Raw genomic sequence first — 15,516 nt, 5'->3', positions numbered from 1 at the left:
AAGACAGTTCTACGACGGTTTGCCCGCACGGTCTCGACCACGGTTTCAACCATGGCCAATGCGTGAGTCTAAGGGGACGGCTCCGCTCCCCCCGAAACCTGCCCGCTCCGCAAGACGTCCGGTGGACACCGGGTGAACGCCCAGGGCCCCCGGCCGGGGTGGGGATAACCCCCGGCCGGGAAGATGTATCACCCCCATGGCACGTCCGCTCCCCGATTCGGGAAGCTTGGTCCGCCAGCTCGAACGAGGGGACTGATGATTCCGATGAAGTCGCTGCACCGCCGCGCCGTGGACGCCGTCAAGGAGCAGGACGCTCGGATGGAGCGTCCGCCGCTGTACGGCGCGCGGATGTGGCACCAGGTCGGGCAGCTGATGCTCAACCTGCCGCTGGGCATCGCCGGCTTCGTGCTCTCGGTCACCGCACTCTCGGTCGGCCTGGGCCTGTCGGTCACGGTGATCGGCCTGCCGGTGCTGGCCGCCGGGCTGGCCGGCTCCCGCGCCCTGGGCGCGCTGGGCCGCCGCCGGGCCCGCTCGGCGTACGGCTCGCGGATCGACGAGCCGCAGCCGGTGAAGCCGCGCCGCCCGGGCGCGGTCGCCTACACCATCGCCCAGCTCACCGACCTGCTGAACTGGCGTTCGGCGCTCTACAACGTGCTGATGCTGCCCTGGGGCATCCTGAGCTTCACCCTGTCCCTGGTCTCGGTGATCGTGCTGTGGCCGGTACTGCCCGTGGTGGTGCGCGCGATGGCGGCGATCGACCGGATCCTGATCGAATCGCTGCTCTTCCCCGGCGCGCTGGCCGAACGGGTGCGCGAGCTGGAGGACGACCGCGGCACCGTGGTCGACACCGCCGCCGCCGACCTGCGCCGGATCGAACGCGATCTGCACGACGGCGCCCAGGCCCGCCTGGTCGCGCTGGCGATGGATCTCGGCATGGCCAAGGAGCGGCTGCGCGAGGTGGAGACGGAGGAGGACATGGCGGTCGCCACCCGAATGGTCGACAACGCGCACGGCGAGGTGAAGCTGGCCCTGCAGGAGCTGCGCGACCTGGCCCGCGGCATCCACCCGGCGGTGCTCACCGACCGCGGTCTGGACGCGGCGCTGTCCGCGGTCGCGGCCCGCTGCACCGTCCCGGGCGGGGTGAAGGTGAACGTCGACCTGGCCGGACCGGACGGCGAGCCCGAGCGCCCGGACTCGGCCGTCGAGGGCATCGCCTACTTCACTGTCAGCGAGCTGCTGACCAACGTCTCCAAGCACGCGGGCGCCGGGAGCGCCTCGGTCGACGTCTGGCGTTCGGACGACCAGCTGATGGTGCTGGTCCAGGACGACGGCAGGGGCGGGGCCGCTCCCTACCCGGGCAGCGGCCTGGGCGGGCTGGCCGAGCGGATCCGGGCGGTGGACGGGGTGTTCCTGGTGGAGAGCCCGGAGGGCGGCCCGACCACCGTCACCGTCGAGCTGCCCTGGCGCACCCGCACCGCCCGCCGCTGAGCCCCCGGGGGCACGAAGAGGCGCCAGGACCTCGTCGAGGCGGTGGACGAGGTCCCGGCGCCGGTCCGGTGCGCCGGCCGCCCCGCGGAACCCTTGCGCGGTGAGCGGGTCGAGCGGCGCACCGGGGTCGGCGGGAGCCGGGTCTAGGAGCTGCTCTCCAGCGTGCCGAGCGTGACGTCGGCGGTCCTGCTGTTGCCGTCCCGGACGTAGGTGACGGTCACCTTGCTGCCCGGGGTGAGCGAGGCGAGCGCGGTGGTGAGCGCGTTCAGCGAGTCGACCGGGGTGTCGCCGATCTTGGTGATGACGTCGCCGGGCTGGAGCCCCGCCGAGGCGGCCGGCCCGCCCTGGCTGACCGCCACGATGACCGCGCCGGCCGGCTGGAACTGCTGGTTGAAGCTGGTCCGGGCGGTGATGCCGAGCGCGGCCCGGCCGGAGTTGGTGACCTTGCCCTGCTTGATCAGCTGGTCGGTGATGTTGGTGATGGTGGACGCCGGGATGGCGAAACCGATGCCGGGGGCGGCCGCGCCGTTGGTCTGCGGCTCGGTCGCGGCGAGGGTGTTGATGCCGATCACCTGGCTGTCCAGGTTGACCAGTGCGCCGCCGCTGTTGCCCGGGTTGATCGCGGCCGAGGTCTGCACCATGTTGCCGATGGTGGCGCCCGGCGAGCCGCCGCCGCGGGGCTCGGAGACGGTCCGCCCGGTGGCCGAGACGATGCCCTGGGTGACGCTGCTGGAGAGCCCGAGCGGGCTGCCCATGGCGAGGGTGATCTGGCCGAGCTGGACCTTGCTGGAATCGCCGAAGGTGGCCGGCTTTAGGCCGCCGGGCGGGCTGCTGAGCTTGATCACCGCGAGGTCGTCGTCGGGATAGCTGCCGACCAGGGTGGCGTCCAGCGCCTTGGTGGTGTTGGCCAGGGTGACGGTGAAGGCGGTCGCGCTGCCGACCACGTGGGCGTTGGTGACGATGTCGCCCTTGTCGTCGTAGACGATCCCGGAGCCGAGGCTCTCGCCGGTGGTGATCTGGACCACCGAGGGCAGCACGTCGCCGATCACCTTCTGGTACGCGTCCTGCAGCTGGTTGGCAGCGCCGGGCTGGGCGCCGGGGGCGGAGGAGGCCTGCTTGGTGGTGCCGGACGAGGAGGCGGCCGTGGAGGAGGACGAGGAGGCCGAGCTGCTGCACCCGGCCAGCGCCAGCGCCGTCATGACCGCGACCGCGCCCGGCCCGAGCAGCCGCCGCTGCGCCGCCTTGGGCCCGGTCGGCCGGGGGCCGGCCGGCAGCGGGCGGTTGTGTTCCTTCGTTCGGCTCACCTGGCTGCCTCCGATTCGTCACCACGCCGAGGGCGCGGGCATGAGAGCACGGGAATCTTTGTCAGCATTTCACCGAATTGTCTGAATTGTCGGCTCGACTCGCCCGAGCCCGGTGCCCGAATTCGAACGCCTAGGATTGCCGCATGACTTGGTTGATCACCGGCGGTGCCGGTTACATCGGTGGGCACGTCGTCCGCCAGCTGCTCGACGCCGGTGAGCGCGTCGCCGTCCTGGACGACCTGAGCACCGGCGACGCCTCCCGAGTGCCGGCCGGCGTCCCGCTGATCGAGGGCTCCACCCTGGACCGCGCCGTCCTGGACGCCGCGATCCGCGAGCACGGCATCGAGGGCGTGCTGCACTTCGCCGCCAAGAAGCAGGTCGGCGAGTCGGTCGAGCAGCCGTTCCTGTACTACCGCGAGAACGTGATCGGCCTGCAGACGGTGCTGGAGGCCGCGGCCGAGGGCGGCGTCAAGCGCTTCCTGTTCTCCTCCTCCGCCGCCGTCTACGGCATGCCGGACGTCGACCTGGTCACCGAGTCCACCCCCTGCGCGCCGATGAGCCCGTACGGCGAGACCAAGCTGGCCGGCGAGTGGCTGGTCGCCGCGGCCGGCAAGGCCCACGGGATGTCCACCGTGGCCCTGCGCTACTTCAACGTGGCCGGCGCCGCCTCGCCCGAGCTCTCCGACACCGGGGTGTTCAACCTGATCCCGATGGTCTTCGAGCGGCTGACCGCCGGCGAGGCGCCGCGGGTCTTCGGTGACGACTACGCGACCCCGGACGGCACCTGCGTCCGCGACTTCATCCACGTCTCCGACATCGCCTCGGCCCACGTGGCCGCCGCCAAGCGGCTGGCCGCCGACCCGGCCGGGGAGACCGCGCTGGTGCTCAACATCGGCCGCGGCGAGGGCGTCAGCGTCAAGGAGATGATCGAGGTGATCGGCAAGGTCACCGGGTACGACACCACCGCCGAGGTGACCCCGCGCCGCCCCGGCGACCCGGCCCGGGTGGTGGCCTCCGCCGACCTGATCCACCGCGAGCTGGGCTGGAGCGCGCGCCACGACGTGGCCGACATGGTCTCCTCGGCCTGGGATGGCTGGTGCAGCCGCCACCCCGAGGCCCGCAGGGCCTGACCACCGCGCAGCGCCACCGGCACGGCGGTGTCCGCCCCGCTCAGCGGGCGGGCACCGCCGTGCCGTAGTAGGCGTCCAGCGCGTACACGCAGCGGTCCTTGGAGCCGACGAAGACCCGCCCGCCGACCGCCACCGGGGAGCCGGTGAGCTCGCCCTTGGTGCCGAGCTCCCAGCGCAGCTGACCGGTCGCCAGGTCCAGGGTGTGCAGGGAGTGGTCCCGGCTGCCCAGGTGCACCAGGCCGTCGGCCACCGCCGGGGAGCCGACGATCTCGCCGCGCGCGGTGTAGCGCCAGCGCTCCCGGCCGGTCGCCGCCTCGAAGGCGTACAGCACCTCGCCGCTGCCCACCAGCACCATGCCGTCCCCGACCACCACCGGCTCGGCGCCCTGGCGGCTGCCGGTGACCCCGCGCCAGCGGTCCAGGCCGGTGGCCGCGTCCAGCGCGTAGACGGTGCCCAGGTAGTCGGCCACGTAGACCGCGTCGCCGTCCAGCGCCGGCGGGGTGAACAGCACCACCGGGGCGTCGAAGCGCCAGCGCTCGGCCCCGCTGGCCGCGTCCAGCGCGTACACCCGGGTGCCGGCCGTCACGTACAGCACGCCGCCGCGTTCGACCGGGTGCGAGGGCACGTCCTCGCCGACCTGGAAGGACCAGCGCAGGCCCGCCCCGCGCGGGTCCACGCAGCGCAACCGACCGGCGCCGTAGTAGTAGGCCTGGCCGCCCACCAGGACCGGGCCGGACTGCGGGTTCTCGTAGTCCTGCTGGGCGTCGTCGGCGCGCCACAGCTCGGCGCCGGTGGCGGCCGCGCGCAGCTGGACGCCGCCGCCCCGCACGCCGCAGCAGAGCACGCCGTCGGCGGCGGAGAGCGAGTAGACCCAGCCGTCCAGCGAGGTGCGCCAGCGCTCGGTGCCGTCCGCGACGTCCACGGTGTACAGGTGCGGGCCGTCGGCGGCGTGCACCCGGCCGGCGTCCACCGCGAGCGCCCAGGCGACGTCCCGGGTCTTGTAGCGGCGCTCGCCGGAACCGATGTCCAGCGCGTGCACCTCGAAGCTGGAGACGAAGAGCGTGCCGTCGGCGACCACCGGGGTGCCCCAGACGTCGTTGGACATCCGGAACCGCCAGGGGCGCCAGCGGGCGGCCGGAGCCGGGGACGGCGCCGGGGCCGGGGTCGACGGAGGGACCGGCGCCGGGGTCGGCGCCGCCGCCCGGCGGACCCAGTCGGTCGCGGCCGGGGCGGTGCCCGGACCGGGCTGCTCGTGCTCGGCCCGAGGCCCCGGGCCTATCCGCACCGAGGCGCCGGACAGTTGCACCTCGACGGCCACGCCGCCGGTGGGCGCGCGGTGCTTGTTCTTGGAGGGGATCTTCGCGGTCGGGATCCCCTCGTCCGGGCCCCCCGGCCGCGGGCCGGCGTGCACCGGCCCGGACTGCGGCGCGTGCCCGGCGCCCGGGTAGGTGCGCGGGTCGTCCGCGCCGACGGGCTGCGGCGGCGCGGGCGGCTGCTGCGGCGGGGCCTGGGGGTGCGAGGGCCGCGGCGGCTCGGCCGGGCCGGCGTACGGGCGGGGCGCCGGCGCGCTCGGACGGCGGCCGCGCTTGCGCTCGATCAGTTCCAGCGCGTTCGCGGGCAGCCAGTCGCCGGCCTCGCCGGAGGCGTCGTCCCGGGAGAACAGGTGCGGGGCCAGCTCGGCCTGGATCTGCGCCGGGGTCGGCCGGCGCTCGGGCGCCTGTTGCATGCAGGCGCGGACCAGGTCCATCAGCTCGGGTGCCATGCCGGTGAGGTCCGGCTCCTCGCGCAGCAGCTGGAACACCGTCTCGACCGGGTTGGAGCCGCGGTAGGGCGGGTGCCCGGTGGCGCAGAAGACCATCAGCGAGCCGAGCGAGAAGACGTCGCTGGCGCCCCGGACGGTCCGGCTGTCCCGGGCCTGTTCCGGGGACATGTACGCGGGTGTGCCGACCGCGACGTTGGTCATGGTCAGCCGGGTGCTGGAGACCCCGGAGGCGATGCCGAAGTCGATCACCTTGGGGCCGTCCTCGACCACCAGGACGTTCGAGGGCTTGAGGTCTCGGTGGATCAGCCCGGCCGCGTGGATGGACTGCAGCGCCTCGGCGATGCCGGCGACCAGCCAGCGGGTGGCCTCCACCGGCAGCGGGCCGCACTCCTCGACCAGGTCCTCCAGCGAGGGTGCCGGGATGTACGCGGTGGCCAGCCAGGGCACCCGGGCGTCCGCGTCGGCGTCCACCACGGCCGCGGTGTAGAAGCCGCCGACCGTCTTGGCCGCCGCGATCTCGCGGGCGAAGCGGACCCGGAACAGCTCGTCCTCGGCCAGCTCCCCCCGGACGGTCTTGATGGCCACCCGGCGCCCCGAGGCGGAGCGCGCCAGGTAGACCAGCCCCATCCCACCCGCGCCGAGCCGCCCCAGCACCTCGAAGGGCCCGATCCGCCTCGGATCGTGCGCCGTCAGCTGGTCCACTCCGCAGCCACCTCCCCGTTGTCCGCACCCGCCGCGTGGTGCCGGACCCGATTCTCCAATGCCGCCCGGCGCATCTCCAACCTCCCCCACCGGAGACGGCCGCCGGGACAGTCCGCTGGTCAGCGATGACGGAACGGCCGGATTCTGACGCCCGTTCCGGCCGCGACTTGCGCCGCGGGGCCCGGACCGTCGACTCGTCACCCCATGCAGCCGGTCACGCTCTGTCACTCGATCATCCCTCAGCGGACTCGCCGTCACGCTATGGGGTCAAAAGCACACGGGGGGGCTTCAAGGACGGCTTCGAGACCGGTGAATATCCGTCCGAAGTGGTTCGGGGCGCTATAGCAACCCCCCATGCGGAGCAATAATCGCATCACCGAATCGCGCCAAGATCGTGCCACGGTAAGCTGACGGCATGACAGGACAAGTTCGCACCGTCGACGGTCGCGTCGCCGGGCGACGCGGACAGGAGACGCGGCAGAAGCTGCTCGACTGCCTCCGTGAGATGCTCAGCACGTCGCCCTATCGGGACGTCAAGGTCATCGACGTCGCCCGTATGGCGGGTACCTCCCCCGCGACCTTCTACCAGTACTTCCCGGATGTCGAGGGCGCCGTCCTCGAAATCGCCGAGGAAATGGCCAAGGACGCCGACACCCTCAAAGAGCTGGTGGCCGGAAAGTCCTGGGCAGGGAAGTCCGGACCGACCACTTCGGAAGAACTGGTCGACGGATTCCTCGCCTTCTGGCGCAAGAACGACGCCATTCTCCGAGTGGTCACGCTCGGTGCCGCGGAAGGGGACAAGCGGTTCTTCAAGATCCGCATGACCGTCCTCAACGCGGTCGCCAAGCCACTCGCCGAGGCCGTCAAGGAACTCCAGGCGAAGGGTCAGGCCGACAAGTCGCTCGACCCGAACGCCGTCTCGGGGGCCCTGGTCTCGCTGCTCGCCGCGGCGGCCGAGCACCAGAAGGCCTTCACCTCCTGGGGCGTCAAGGTCAAGGACCTCAAACCCAACCTCGCTCCCCTGGTGTACCTGGGCGTCACCGGCAAGAAGGCGCCCAAGTAGCACCGCCCGTTTTATCCACCATCCGCTCCGCGCGCAGCCCCGGCCTCCTGTCCGGGGTACGACGGACGGCGGCCGTGTCCTCGGGGGAGGTCCGCCGACGTTCCGCACGCGCGCCAGACATGCCGGTGGGCGAGCACCCCTCACACAGGGTGCCCGCCCACCGGCATTTGTGCTGTTACTCGCCCGCTCGCCTCCAGGCCGCTTAGGGCCCGGTGCCGACGGTCGGCGCTCCGGCGCTCGTGCCTCGCTGGTCGCTTCTCCCTTTCGGCACCGGCGCACCCCTTCGGCTCGGGGCGGGGACTCGCCCGCTCGCCTCCAGGCCGCTTAGGGCCCGGTGCCGACGGTCGGCGCTCCGGCGCTCGTGCCTCGCTGGTCGCTTCTCCCTTTCGGCACCGGCGCACCCCTTCGGCTCGGGGCGGGGACTCGCCCGCTCGCCTCCGAACCGAAGGGGCGGGCGCCCGTCACCAGCAAGCGAGTCACGGACAGCGCACGACCTGGCCGGCGTAGGCCAGGCCGCCGCCGAAGCCGAAGAGCAGGACCGGGTCGCCCGGGGAGAGCTCGCCGCGCTCGACCAGCTTGGAGAAGGCGAGCGGGATCGAGGCGGCCGAGGTGTTGCCGGAGTCGACCACGTCCCGGGCCACCACCGCGTCGGCGAGGCCCAGCTTGGCGGCGATCGCGTTGATGATCCGCAGGTTGGCCTGGTGCGGGACGAAGCCCTTCAGCTCCGACGGGTCGAGCCCGGCCCGCTCGCAGGCCTCGCGGGCCAGCGGGGCGAGCTGGGTGGTGGCCCAGCGGAACACCGACTGGCCCTGCTGGCTGATCACCGGGTCCCAGCCGGTGATCACCACGGCGTCGCCCCGCTCGGGCTCGGAGCCCCAGACCACCGGCCCGATGCCCGGCTCGGCGCCCTCCTCCTGGGCCTCGACCACCGCGGCGCCCGCGCCGTCCCCGAAGATCACACAGGTGGAGCGGTCGGTCCAGTCGAGCGTGTCGGACATCCGCTCGGCGCCGATCACCAGCGCCCGGCGCGCCGCCCCCGCCCGGATGGCGTGGTCGGCGGTGGCCAGCGCGTAGGAGAAGCCGGAGCAGACCGTGTTGACGTCGTACGCGGCGGGCGAGCGGACGCCCAGCCGGGCGGCCACCGCGGCGGCGGTGTTGGGGCTGCGCTCGATCGCGGTGCAGGTGGCGACCACGACCAGGTCGATCTCGGCCGCCGTCCGGCCGCTGTTGGCCAGGGCCTTCTGGGCGGCCTCGGTGGCGAGGTCGACCAGGGTCTCGCCCTCTGCGATGTGCCGGGTGCGGATGCCCACCCGGGTGCGGATCCATTCGTCATCGGTGTCGACGAGTGCCGCCAGGTCGTCGTTGGTGAGGACCTTGGGGGGCTGGTAGTGGCCGAGTGCCACAATGCGCGAACCGCTCATGCTGCCATGGAACCGGGTTACCCGCTGGTCAGCGGGGCATGACCGGCTACAGGATCCGCACCGGCGATCTGTAGGGGCTCCACAAGGGCCTTGCGGCGCCTGGGCCCGGGGCGTTCACCGAGGTCAGGCGGCCAGTGAGGCGGCGTCACCCATCACGATCACCGGATGGGCGGCCGGGTCCAGGGTGCGGATCAGCTGGGCCATCTTGTCCTCGGGTATCGACACGCAGCCGTGGGTCGGGCCGTCGTGGTCGACGTGCAGCCAGATGCCGCCGCCCTTCTTGGTGCCCATCGGGCGGCGCATGTCGAGCGGGGAGCTGCCGGCGACCCGGTTGTAGTTGATCGCGACCACGTAGTCGAAGGAGCCGGCCAGCTGGTCGCCGAAGAAGCCCGTCCCGGAGACCACGAAGCTCGGGTCTTTGTCGTACGGGAGCTTGCTGCCGGGGTTGTCGTTGCGGCCGCCGGCGTCGGTGAGGTCGAAGACGCCGATCGGGCTGCGCAGATCGCCCTCGTTGTGGTCGGTGGTCCAGCCGTTCTTGCCGTTGTGGCCCTGCCAGGTCTCCCCGGCCAGCCAGCGGCCCTCGGGGGTGCGGGTCCACAGGGTGACGGTGTTCTTGTCGGTGTCCTTGCCCTGGCCTGCGGCGACCACCACCTGGGTGGTCGCGGCGGGGATCTTCGCGGTGAAGGCGGCACCGAGGCCGGGTATCGCGGCCAGCGAGCCGTCCGGGCGGGTCTCGCTCCGGCCGGCGGCCGAGGGCGCGGACTGCCGGTCGGTGGCGGCCTGGACGGCGGCGGGGGCGGGCGGTGCGGGCTGGTCCGGCTTGCTGACGCCCTCCGGGGCGGGGCCGTCGGCGGCGGTGGCGACGGACCTGGAAGCGTCCTGGCCGACGGTGTACCAGCCGGCGGCGGCCGCGACCAGCAGTGCGGTGCCGGCCATCACGGCCTTGCCGTGACGTTTCTGTTTGGCCTTGCGCCGCCGCCCCCGGGCGGCGGCCCGGCCACCGGGCGCGGGGGCCGCGGCCGGGGTCACGGAGGCGAGGGGCGCCACGGGCGCGAGCTCCTCGTGCAGCGGCTCCTGAAGGTACGGCTCGTGGACCGGCTCGTGGACCGGCTCCTGGTACTGCTGGTACTCCTGGTACGCCGGTTCGGGCTCGGCGGGGTACGCCTGGAACGGCTGGTCGTACGCCTCGTAGTACCCGTCGGCGGTCTGCTGGTACTCGCCGTAGCCGCCCTGCGGGTACGGCTCGTACGCGCTGTACGGCGCCCCGTGCGACTGCTGCGGCACCCCGTACACCGGCTCCTGCATCGGCTCGTACGGCGGGTACTCGGTGGCGCGATGAGAACCGGACATGCCGTCGATCCTGCCAAACGCCGTACCGGTTGGTAAACCCGGGGCGCGTGCGGGAGCCGTGAAGGCTCCGCCGCCCGGGCCGCGGGTGCGGTCCGGGCGGCGGGGACTGCGCAGGTCAGAGGCGTGCGCAGGTCAGAGGCGCATCGCCTGCGGGGTCTCGCGGCGCGTCAGGTCCGGACCGTCGTACTCGCGGATGACCTCGTAGCGGGTGTTGCGCTCCACCGGGCGGAAGCCGGCGTCCCGGATCAGGCCGAGCAGGTCCTCGCGGCCGAGCTTGTTCGGGGTGCCGAAGTTGTCCGCGTCGTGGGTGATCTTGTACTCGACCACCGAGCCGTCCATGTCGTCCGCGCCGTGGCTGAGCGCCAGCTGAGCGGTCGTGACGCCGTGCATCACCCAGAAGACCTTGACGTGCGGGACGTTGTCGAAGAGCAGCCGGGAGACCGCGAAGGTCTTCAGCGCCTCGGCGCCGGTGGCCATCTCGGTACAGGCCATCAGCTTGTTGCGCACGACGCCGTCCTTGGAGTCGTGGAAGTCGTGCTGGTAGCGCAGCGGGATGAAGACCTGGAAGCCGCCGGTCTCGTCCTGCAGCTCGCGCAGCCGCAGCACGTGGTCCACCCGGTGGCGGGGCTCCTCGATGTGGCCGTACAGCATGGTGCAGGGCGTCTTGAGGCCCTTGGCGTGGGCGAGGCGGTGGATCCGCGACCAGTCCTCCCAGTGGGTGTCGTGGTCGACGATGTGCTGGCGGACCTCCCAGTCGAAGATCTCCGCGCCGCCGCCGGTCAGCGACTCCAGGCCGGCGTCGATCAGCTCGTCCAGGATCTCGTCGGCGGACAGGCCGCTGATCTTCTCGAACCAGTGGATCTCGGTGGCGGTGAAGGCCTTCAGCGAGACGTTCGGCAGCGCCGCCTTCAGCTCCCGCAGCGAGCGCGGGTAGTAGCGCCACGGCAGGGTCGGGTGCAGGCCGTTGACGATGTGCAGTTCGGTGAGGGACTCGCTCTCCATCGCCTTGGCGAGGCGGACGGCCTCCTCGATGCGCATCGTGTAGGCGTCCTTCTCGCCCGGCTTGCGCTGGAACGAGCAGTACGCGCAGGACGCGCTGCACACGTTCGTCATGTTGAGGTGCCGGTTGACGTTGAAGTGGACGACGTCGCCGTTCTTCCGCGTCCGCACGTGGTGGGCCAGCCCGCCCAGCCAGGCCAGGTCGTCGCTCTCGTAGAGCGCGATCCCGTCCTCACGGGTCAGTCGCTCACCCGCGTAGACCTTCGCCTCCAGCTCGCGCTTGAGCCCTGCGTCCATGCGGTGACCCGCCTCCTCCGACATTCGATTCCTTGCCGGACTGAGCGTACGCCTATGCCGACAGCAGCTCCGCGAGCAGACCCGGGTCGATGTTGCCACCGCTGACCACGGCGGCCACGGTCTGACCCCCCGTCTCGGCGGCGCGGTGGAAGTAGGCGGCCGGGGCGACCGCGCCGGAGGGCTCGGCGACCAGCCGGCCGCGGCGGGCCAGCAGGGCGACGGTGGCGCGGATCTCGTCCTCCGTGACGGTGACGATGTCGTCCACGTAGGTGGTGATGTGCTCGTACGGCAGCACGCCGACCGAGGGGGTGCGCAGCCCGTCCGCGATGGTTCGGTAGGTGTCGGCGACCGGCCACTCCACCCGGCGCCCGGACCGCAGGCTGGCCTGCGCGTCGGCGGCCAGCTCCGGCTCCACGCCGATCACCCGGATGCCCGGGCGGGTGAGCTTGAGCGCGGCCGCCGTCCCGCCGATCAGGCCGCCGCCGCTGACCGGCACCAGGACGGTGTCCAGTTCGGCCGGGGCGTCCTCGGCGATCTCCAGGCCGACCGTGCCCTGGCCGGCGAGGATGAACGGGTCGTCGTACGGCGGGACCCAGACGTAGCCGTGCTTCTCGGCCAGCTCGCCGGGCAGGGTGTCCCGCTCCCCGGGCGGAACCAGGATCACCTCGGCGCCGTACGAGCGGGTGGCCTCCACCTTCACCGCGGGCGAGGTGTCCGGCATCACGATCACGGCCTTGACGCCGAGCAGCTGCGCCGCGTACGCGACCGCCTGTGCGTGGTTGCCGCTGGACTGGGCCACCACGCCGCGGGAGCGCTCGTCCGCGGTCAGCGCGGCCAGCCGGTTGTAGGCGCCACGGGTCTTGAAGGCGCCGGTCGGCTGGAGGTTCTCGGGCTTCAGCCAGAGCCGCCGCTCGCCCTCGGACGCCCAGGGGGCGGGGACCAGCGGGGTGCGTACCGCCACCCCGGCGATCCGCTGCCGAGCGGCGCGCAGTTCCTCCAGACCGACCAGTGCCATGCGTCACTCTCCTACAGGAGGAAGTTCACTCACCCGGTTCTCCCACTTGGTGGAGAGTACGACGGTGGTGCGGGTCCTGGCCACGCCTTTGGTGCCCGAGATCCGCTTCACCACCGACTCCAGGCCGGCCACGTCGGCCACCCGGACCTTGAGCATGTAGGAGTCGTCACCCGCGATGAACCAGCAGTCCTCGACCTCGTTGAGGTCCTTCAGCCGGAACGCGACGTCCTCGTGGTCGGCCGCGTCGGTGAGCTGAAGGCCGATCAGGGCCGTGACGCCGAAGCCGAGCGAGGCCGGGTTGACCGTCGCGCGGTAGCCGGTGATCACACCGGCCTGCTCCAGGCGGTTGATCCGGTCCGTGACGCTCGGGCCGGAGAGGCCGACCAGTCGGCCCAGCTCGGCGTAGGACGCACGGCCGTTCTCCCGGAGCGCCTGGATGAGCTGTCTGTCCACCGTGTCCATATACCGTCCGCGTCCTTCCGAACCTCACCAGACCCACAGATCATTATCCGGATTCAAAGGCGCCGTGCGCTGACCGACCCGGATATCGCAGAGAACATACTCTCCCGCCCTCGGTCTCCTTACTCCCCCTCAGCCCGATCGCCGTCCCCGCCGCCGGACTTGCCGGCCGCCGCGCCCAACTCGCCCTCCCAGCGCAGGTACAGGGAATGCGGCACGTCGACGGCGTCCAGCACCCGGCCGGCCACGAAATCCACGAGTTCGCGCACGGTGGAGCCGCCGGCGTAGAAACCGGGCGAGGCGGGCAGCACGACCGCGCCCTGCGCGTCGAGTTCCACCAGGTGCTTCAACGTCACCCCGTTGAGTGGTGTCTCGCGCACGCAGACGACGAGCGGACGGCGCTCCTTGAGGGTGACGCTGGCCACCCGCTGCAGCAGGTCCTTGCTCAGGCCGAGCGCGATCCCGGCCACCGCGCCGGTCGTGGCGGGGACCACCAGCATGCCCTTGGCGGGGTACGAGCCGCTGGACGGGCCGGCCGCGAAGTCCCCGGCGGACCAGTAGCGGACGTCGTCCAGGCCGTCCTCCGTGCCCAGCCAGCGCGCGAGGTCGGCGCGCCAGTGGGCGTCCCGGAAGGAGATGCCGGTCTCGTCCAGGATGGTGAGCCGGGCCGCCCGGCTGACGATCAGGTCCACCGCCTCACCGGCGGCGAGCAGCGCCCGGATCACCGAGGCCGCGTACGGCGTCCCCGACGCTCCCGAGACCCCGACCACCCACGGCTGACGCTTCGCAGTTCCCATGGGGCAATTCTGTCCCGGCCCCACCTGCGGCTTCGGCCCGGGCACGGCGGAGCGGGCCCACGGGGGCGCGGCCCCTGGGAGGATGGGCGCATGGCAGCGACCCTCGTCGACCTCACCCATCAGGTGACCACCGCGATGCCGGTCTACCCCGGCGATCCGGCCGTCCTGCTGGAGCCCGCACTCACCACCGCCACCGCCGGGGTGAACGTGCTGGCCCTGCACCTCGGCTCGCAGTCCGGGACGCACGTGGACGCGCCGTACCACGTGGACGTCACCTGGCCGACCCTGGACGGGCTGCCGCTGGAGCGGTTCACCGGCCCGGCCGTGGTGGCCGACCTGCGCGGGCTGGAACCCCGTACGGCCGTCACCCCCGAGCTGTTGGCGCCCGCGCTGGAGCGCTGCGGCGAGGGCTCCGTGCTGCTGCTGGCCACCGGCTGGGCCCGGCACTGGGGCACCGACGCCTACCTGGCCCACCCCAGCCTCACCCCGGCCGCCGCCGAGGCGATCGTGGCCGCCGGGGTGCGGACGGTCGGGGTGGACGCGCTGAGCGTGGACCCCACCCCCGACCCGGGGCCGGACGACCGGGCGGTGGCCGCGCTGCTCGCCGACCTCACCGACGAGCACGACGGGCCCGACGCCTCGGCGGAGGAGCCGACGCTGGCCGCCCACCGGGTGCTGCTGGGGGCGGAGGGCGGCGGGGTGATCGCCGAGAACCTGACCGACCTGCGGGCGCTGCTGGAGGCGCAGCAGGCCGGCCGGCCGGTCGAGGTCTCGCTGTTCCCGCTGCGGCTGGTGGCGGCGGACGGGGCGCCGGTGCGGGCGGTGGCGCGGCTGGGCTGAGCCCGCCCGCTCACCCGCAACTTGGTCTAGACCATCCCCCGACGGCGCCACTAGGCTGTCCGGCCATGGCTGAGATCATCGGAGTGGTCGAGCGACTCTGGCGCTACCCCGTGAAGTCCGCCGGCGGCGAGCGGCTCGACTCCGTCGACGTGGACGTGCGCGGCCTGGCCGGCGACCGCCTCTACGCCGTCCGCGACGCCTCCGGCAAGCTCGGCTCGGCCAAGAACACCCGCCGCTTCCGTCGGATGGACGGCCTGCTCCGCCTCTCCGCCCGGCTCGGCCGCCGGATCGACGGCCCCGAACTGTTCGACCCGCTCGGCCGCCCGGTCGACCACCCGACCGCCTTCCTGCGCGCCTACCTCCAGCGCGAGGACGTCGAACTCGCCCGCGAGGACGCCGTATCGCACTTCGACCGGCTGCCGGTCAGCCTGCTCACCACCGCCACCCTGGACTGGGTGCGCGAGGCCGTCCCGTTCGCCGTCGTGGACGAACGCCGCTTCCGCCCCAACATCGTGCTGCGCACCCCGCCGGGCACCCCGCCCTTCGTCGAGGACGCCTGGTTCGGCCGCCAGGCCCACGGCGAGGCCCCCGACAGCGCCCGGCTCTCCCTCGTCACCTCCAGCGAGCGCTGCGCGATGACCGGCGCCCCGCAGCCCGGGCTGCCGCACGCCCCCGAGATCCTCAAGGCGATCGTGCACGCCCACGACGGACGCCTCGACGCCCTGGCCGAGGTGGTCTCCCCGGGGCGGCTACGGCTGGGCGACCGGCTGGTGCTGGACTGAGTTCGATCGCTTCCGAAAAAGTTCGACTCCGACTGCAACCTTGACGGCCCCCGAACGTCTATCTAGCTGAGCGGCGGGGAAGCCCGCCGCGGCGGACCGCGACTGAC

The 15,516-nt window shown here is 72.8% G+C and carries 13 protein-coding genes; 5 read left to right on the top strand and 8 right to left on the bottom strand.

The genetic code is table 11. From position 1 onward, the window contains the following. Positions 1-264: 264 nt before the first annotated feature. Complete coding sequence (locus O1G21_RS22385) at positions 265-1,488, top strand: sensor histidine kinase (protein WP_405000823.1); 1,224 nt, start codon at positions 265-267, stop codon at positions 1,486-1,488. Positions 1,489-1,631: 143 nt separating this feature from the next. On the opposite strand, the gene O1G21_RS22380 is transcribed toward O1G21_RS22385, so the two are convergent. Next, positions 1,632-2,687: a S1C family serine protease gene (locus tag O1G21_RS22380; RefSeq protein WP_270151175.1), complete on the bottom strand. Its 1,056-nt coding sequence runs from the start codon at positions 2,685-2,687 to the stop codon at positions 1,632-1,634. 248 nt (positions 2,688-2,935) lie between these two features. Between O1G21_RS22380 and galE the strand changes: the two genes are divergently transcribed. Further along, complete coding sequence (gene galE, locus O1G21_RS22375) at positions 2,936-3,922, top strand: UDP-glucose 4-epimerase GalE (protein ID WP_270146402.1); 987 nt, start codon at positions 2,936-2,938, stop codon at positions 3,920-3,922. A gap of 40 nt (positions 3,923-3,962) precedes the next feature. On the opposite strand, the gene O1G21_RS22370 is transcribed toward galE, so the two are convergent. Continuing rightward, positions 3,963-6,386: a serine/threonine-protein kinase gene (locus O1G21_RS22370; RefSeq protein WP_270146401.1), complete on the bottom strand. Its 2,424-nt coding sequence runs from the start codon at positions 6,384-6,386 to the stop codon at positions 3,963-3,965. A 415-nt stretch (positions 6,387-6,801) separates the two neighbouring features. On the opposite strand from O1G21_RS22370, the gene O1G21_RS22365 reads away from it, so the two are divergent. Beyond that, positions 6,802-7,449: a TetR family transcriptional regulator gene (locus O1G21_RS22365; RefSeq protein WP_270146400.1), complete on the top strand. Its 648-nt coding sequence runs from the start codon at positions 6,802-6,804 to the stop codon at positions 7,447-7,449. A 476-nt stretch (positions 7,450-7,925) separates the two neighbouring features. Here the strand turns inward: O1G21_RS22365 and O1G21_RS22360 are convergent, their stop codons facing one another. The 6 genes from O1G21_RS22360 to O1G21_RS22335 all read right to left on the bottom strand — a co-directional run bounded on the left by O1G21_RS22360 (position 7,926) and on the right by O1G21_RS22335 (position 13,787). After that, complete coding sequence (locus tag O1G21_RS22360) at positions 7,926-8,870, bottom strand: beta-ketoacyl-ACP synthase III (protein WP_270146399.1); 945 nt, start codon at positions 8,868-8,870, stop codon at positions 7,926-7,928. A 123-nt stretch (positions 8,871-8,993) separates the two neighbouring features. Beyond that, positions 8,994-10,220 carry a L,D-transpeptidase family protein gene (locus tag O1G21_RS22355; RefSeq protein WP_333493488.1) on the bottom strand — a complete coding sequence of 409 codons (1,227 nt, stop codon included), beginning with the start codon at positions 10,218-10,220 and terminating at the stop codon, positions 8,994-8,996. Between the two features lie 132 nt (positions 10,221-10,352). Continuing rightward, positions 10,353-11,516 (bottom strand): aminofutalosine synthase MqnE, encoded by a 1,164-nt coding sequence (gene mqnE / locus O1G21_RS22350; RefSeq protein WP_270146398.1) that lies wholly within the window; start codon positions 11,514-11,516, stop codon positions 10,353-10,355. Positions 11,517-11,568: 52 nt separating this feature from the next. Then, positions 11,569-12,531 carry a threonine ammonia-lyase gene (locus O1G21_RS22345; RefSeq protein WP_270146397.1) on the bottom strand — a complete coding sequence of 321 codons (963 nt, stop codon included), beginning with the start codon at positions 12,529-12,531 and terminating at the stop codon, positions 11,569-11,571. 3 nt (positions 12,532-12,534) lie between these two features. Next, positions 12,535-12,993: an Lrp/AsnC family transcriptional regulator gene (locus O1G21_RS22340; RefSeq protein WP_030055719.1), complete on the bottom strand. Its 459-nt coding sequence runs from the start codon at positions 12,991-12,993 to the stop codon at positions 12,535-12,537. A 119-nt stretch (positions 12,994-13,112) separates the two neighbouring features. After that, positions 13,113-13,787 carry a UbiX family flavin prenyltransferase gene (locus O1G21_RS22335; protein ID WP_270146396.1) on the bottom strand — a complete coding sequence of 225 codons (675 nt, stop codon included), beginning with the start codon at positions 13,785-13,787 and terminating at the stop codon, positions 13,113-13,115. 90 nt (positions 13,788-13,877) lie between these two features. On the opposite strand from O1G21_RS22335, the gene O1G21_RS22330 reads away from it, so the two are divergent. Both O1G21_RS22330 and O1G21_RS22325 read left to right on the top strand, forming a co-directional pair. Then, on the top strand, positions 13,878-14,627 hold the full coding sequence (locus O1G21_RS22330; RefSeq protein WP_270146395.1) for a cyclase family protein: 750 nt from the start codon (positions 13,878-13,880) through the stop codon (positions 14,625-14,627). A gap of 65 nt (positions 14,628-14,692) precedes the next feature. After that, on the top strand, positions 14,693-15,409 hold the full coding sequence (locus O1G21_RS22325) for an MOSC domain-containing protein (protein ID WP_270146394.1): 717 nt from the start codon (positions 14,693-14,695) through the stop codon (positions 15,407-15,409). Positions 15,410-15,516 lie beyond the last annotated feature (107 nt).

Source organism: Kitasatospora cathayae (assembly GCF_027627435.1).
Lineage (GTDB): Bacteria > Actinomycetota > Actinomycetes > Streptomycetales > Streptomycetaceae > Kitasatospora > Kitasatospora cathayae.
The sequence above is the reverse complement of the archived record's forward strand: the minus strand, read 5'-3'. Positions and strand labels throughout refer to the sequence as shown.

Bases quoted from the DNA above. Each gene is read 5' to 3' on its own strand.
- O1G21_RS22385 (WP_405000823.1), top strand. From the start codon at position 265: ATGAAGTCGCTGCACCGCCGCGCCGTGGACGCCGTCAAGGAGCAGGAC.
- O1G21_RS22380 (WP_270151175.1), bottom strand. From the start codon at position 2,687: ATGACGGCGCTGGCGCTGGCCGGGTGCAGCAGCTCGGCCTCCTCGTCC.
- galE (WP_270146402.1), top strand. From the start codon at position 2,936: ATGACTTGGTTGATCACCGGCGGTGCCGGTTACATCGGTGGGCACGTC.
- O1G21_RS22365 (WP_270146400.1), top strand. From the start codon at position 6,802: ATGACAGGACAAGTTCGCACCGTCGACGGTCGCGTCGCCGGGCGACGC.
- O1G21_RS22360 (WP_270146399.1), bottom strand. From the start codon at position 8,870: ATGAGCGGTTCGCGCATTGTGGCACTCGGCCACTACCAGCCCCCCAAG.
- O1G21_RS22355 (WP_333493488.1), bottom strand. From the start codon at position 10,220: ATGTCCGGTTCTCATCGCGCCACCGAGTACCCGCCGTACGAGCCGATG.
- mqnE (WP_270146398.1), bottom strand. From the start codon at position 11,516: ATGGACGCAGGGCTCAAGCGCGAGCTGGAGGCGAAGGTCTACGCGGGT.
- O1G21_RS22345 (WP_270146397.1), bottom strand. From the start codon at position 12,531: ATGGCACTGGTCGGTCTGGAGGAACTGCGCGCCGCTCGGCAGCGGATC.
- O1G21_RS22340 (WP_030055719.1), bottom strand. From the start codon at position 12,993: ATGGACACGGTGGACAGACAGCTCATCCAGGCGCTCCGGGAGAACGGC.
- O1G21_RS22335 (WP_270146396.1), bottom strand. From the start codon at position 13,787: ATGGGAACTGCGAAGCGTCAGCCGTGGGTGGTCGGGGTCTCGGGAGCG.
- O1G21_RS22330 (WP_270146395.1), top strand. From the start codon at position 13,878: ATGGCAGCGACCCTCGTCGACCTCACCCATCAGGTGACCACCGCGATG.
- O1G21_RS22325 (WP_270146394.1), top strand. From the start codon at position 14,693: ATGGCTGAGATCATCGGAGTGGTCGAGCGACTCTGGCGCTACCCCGTG.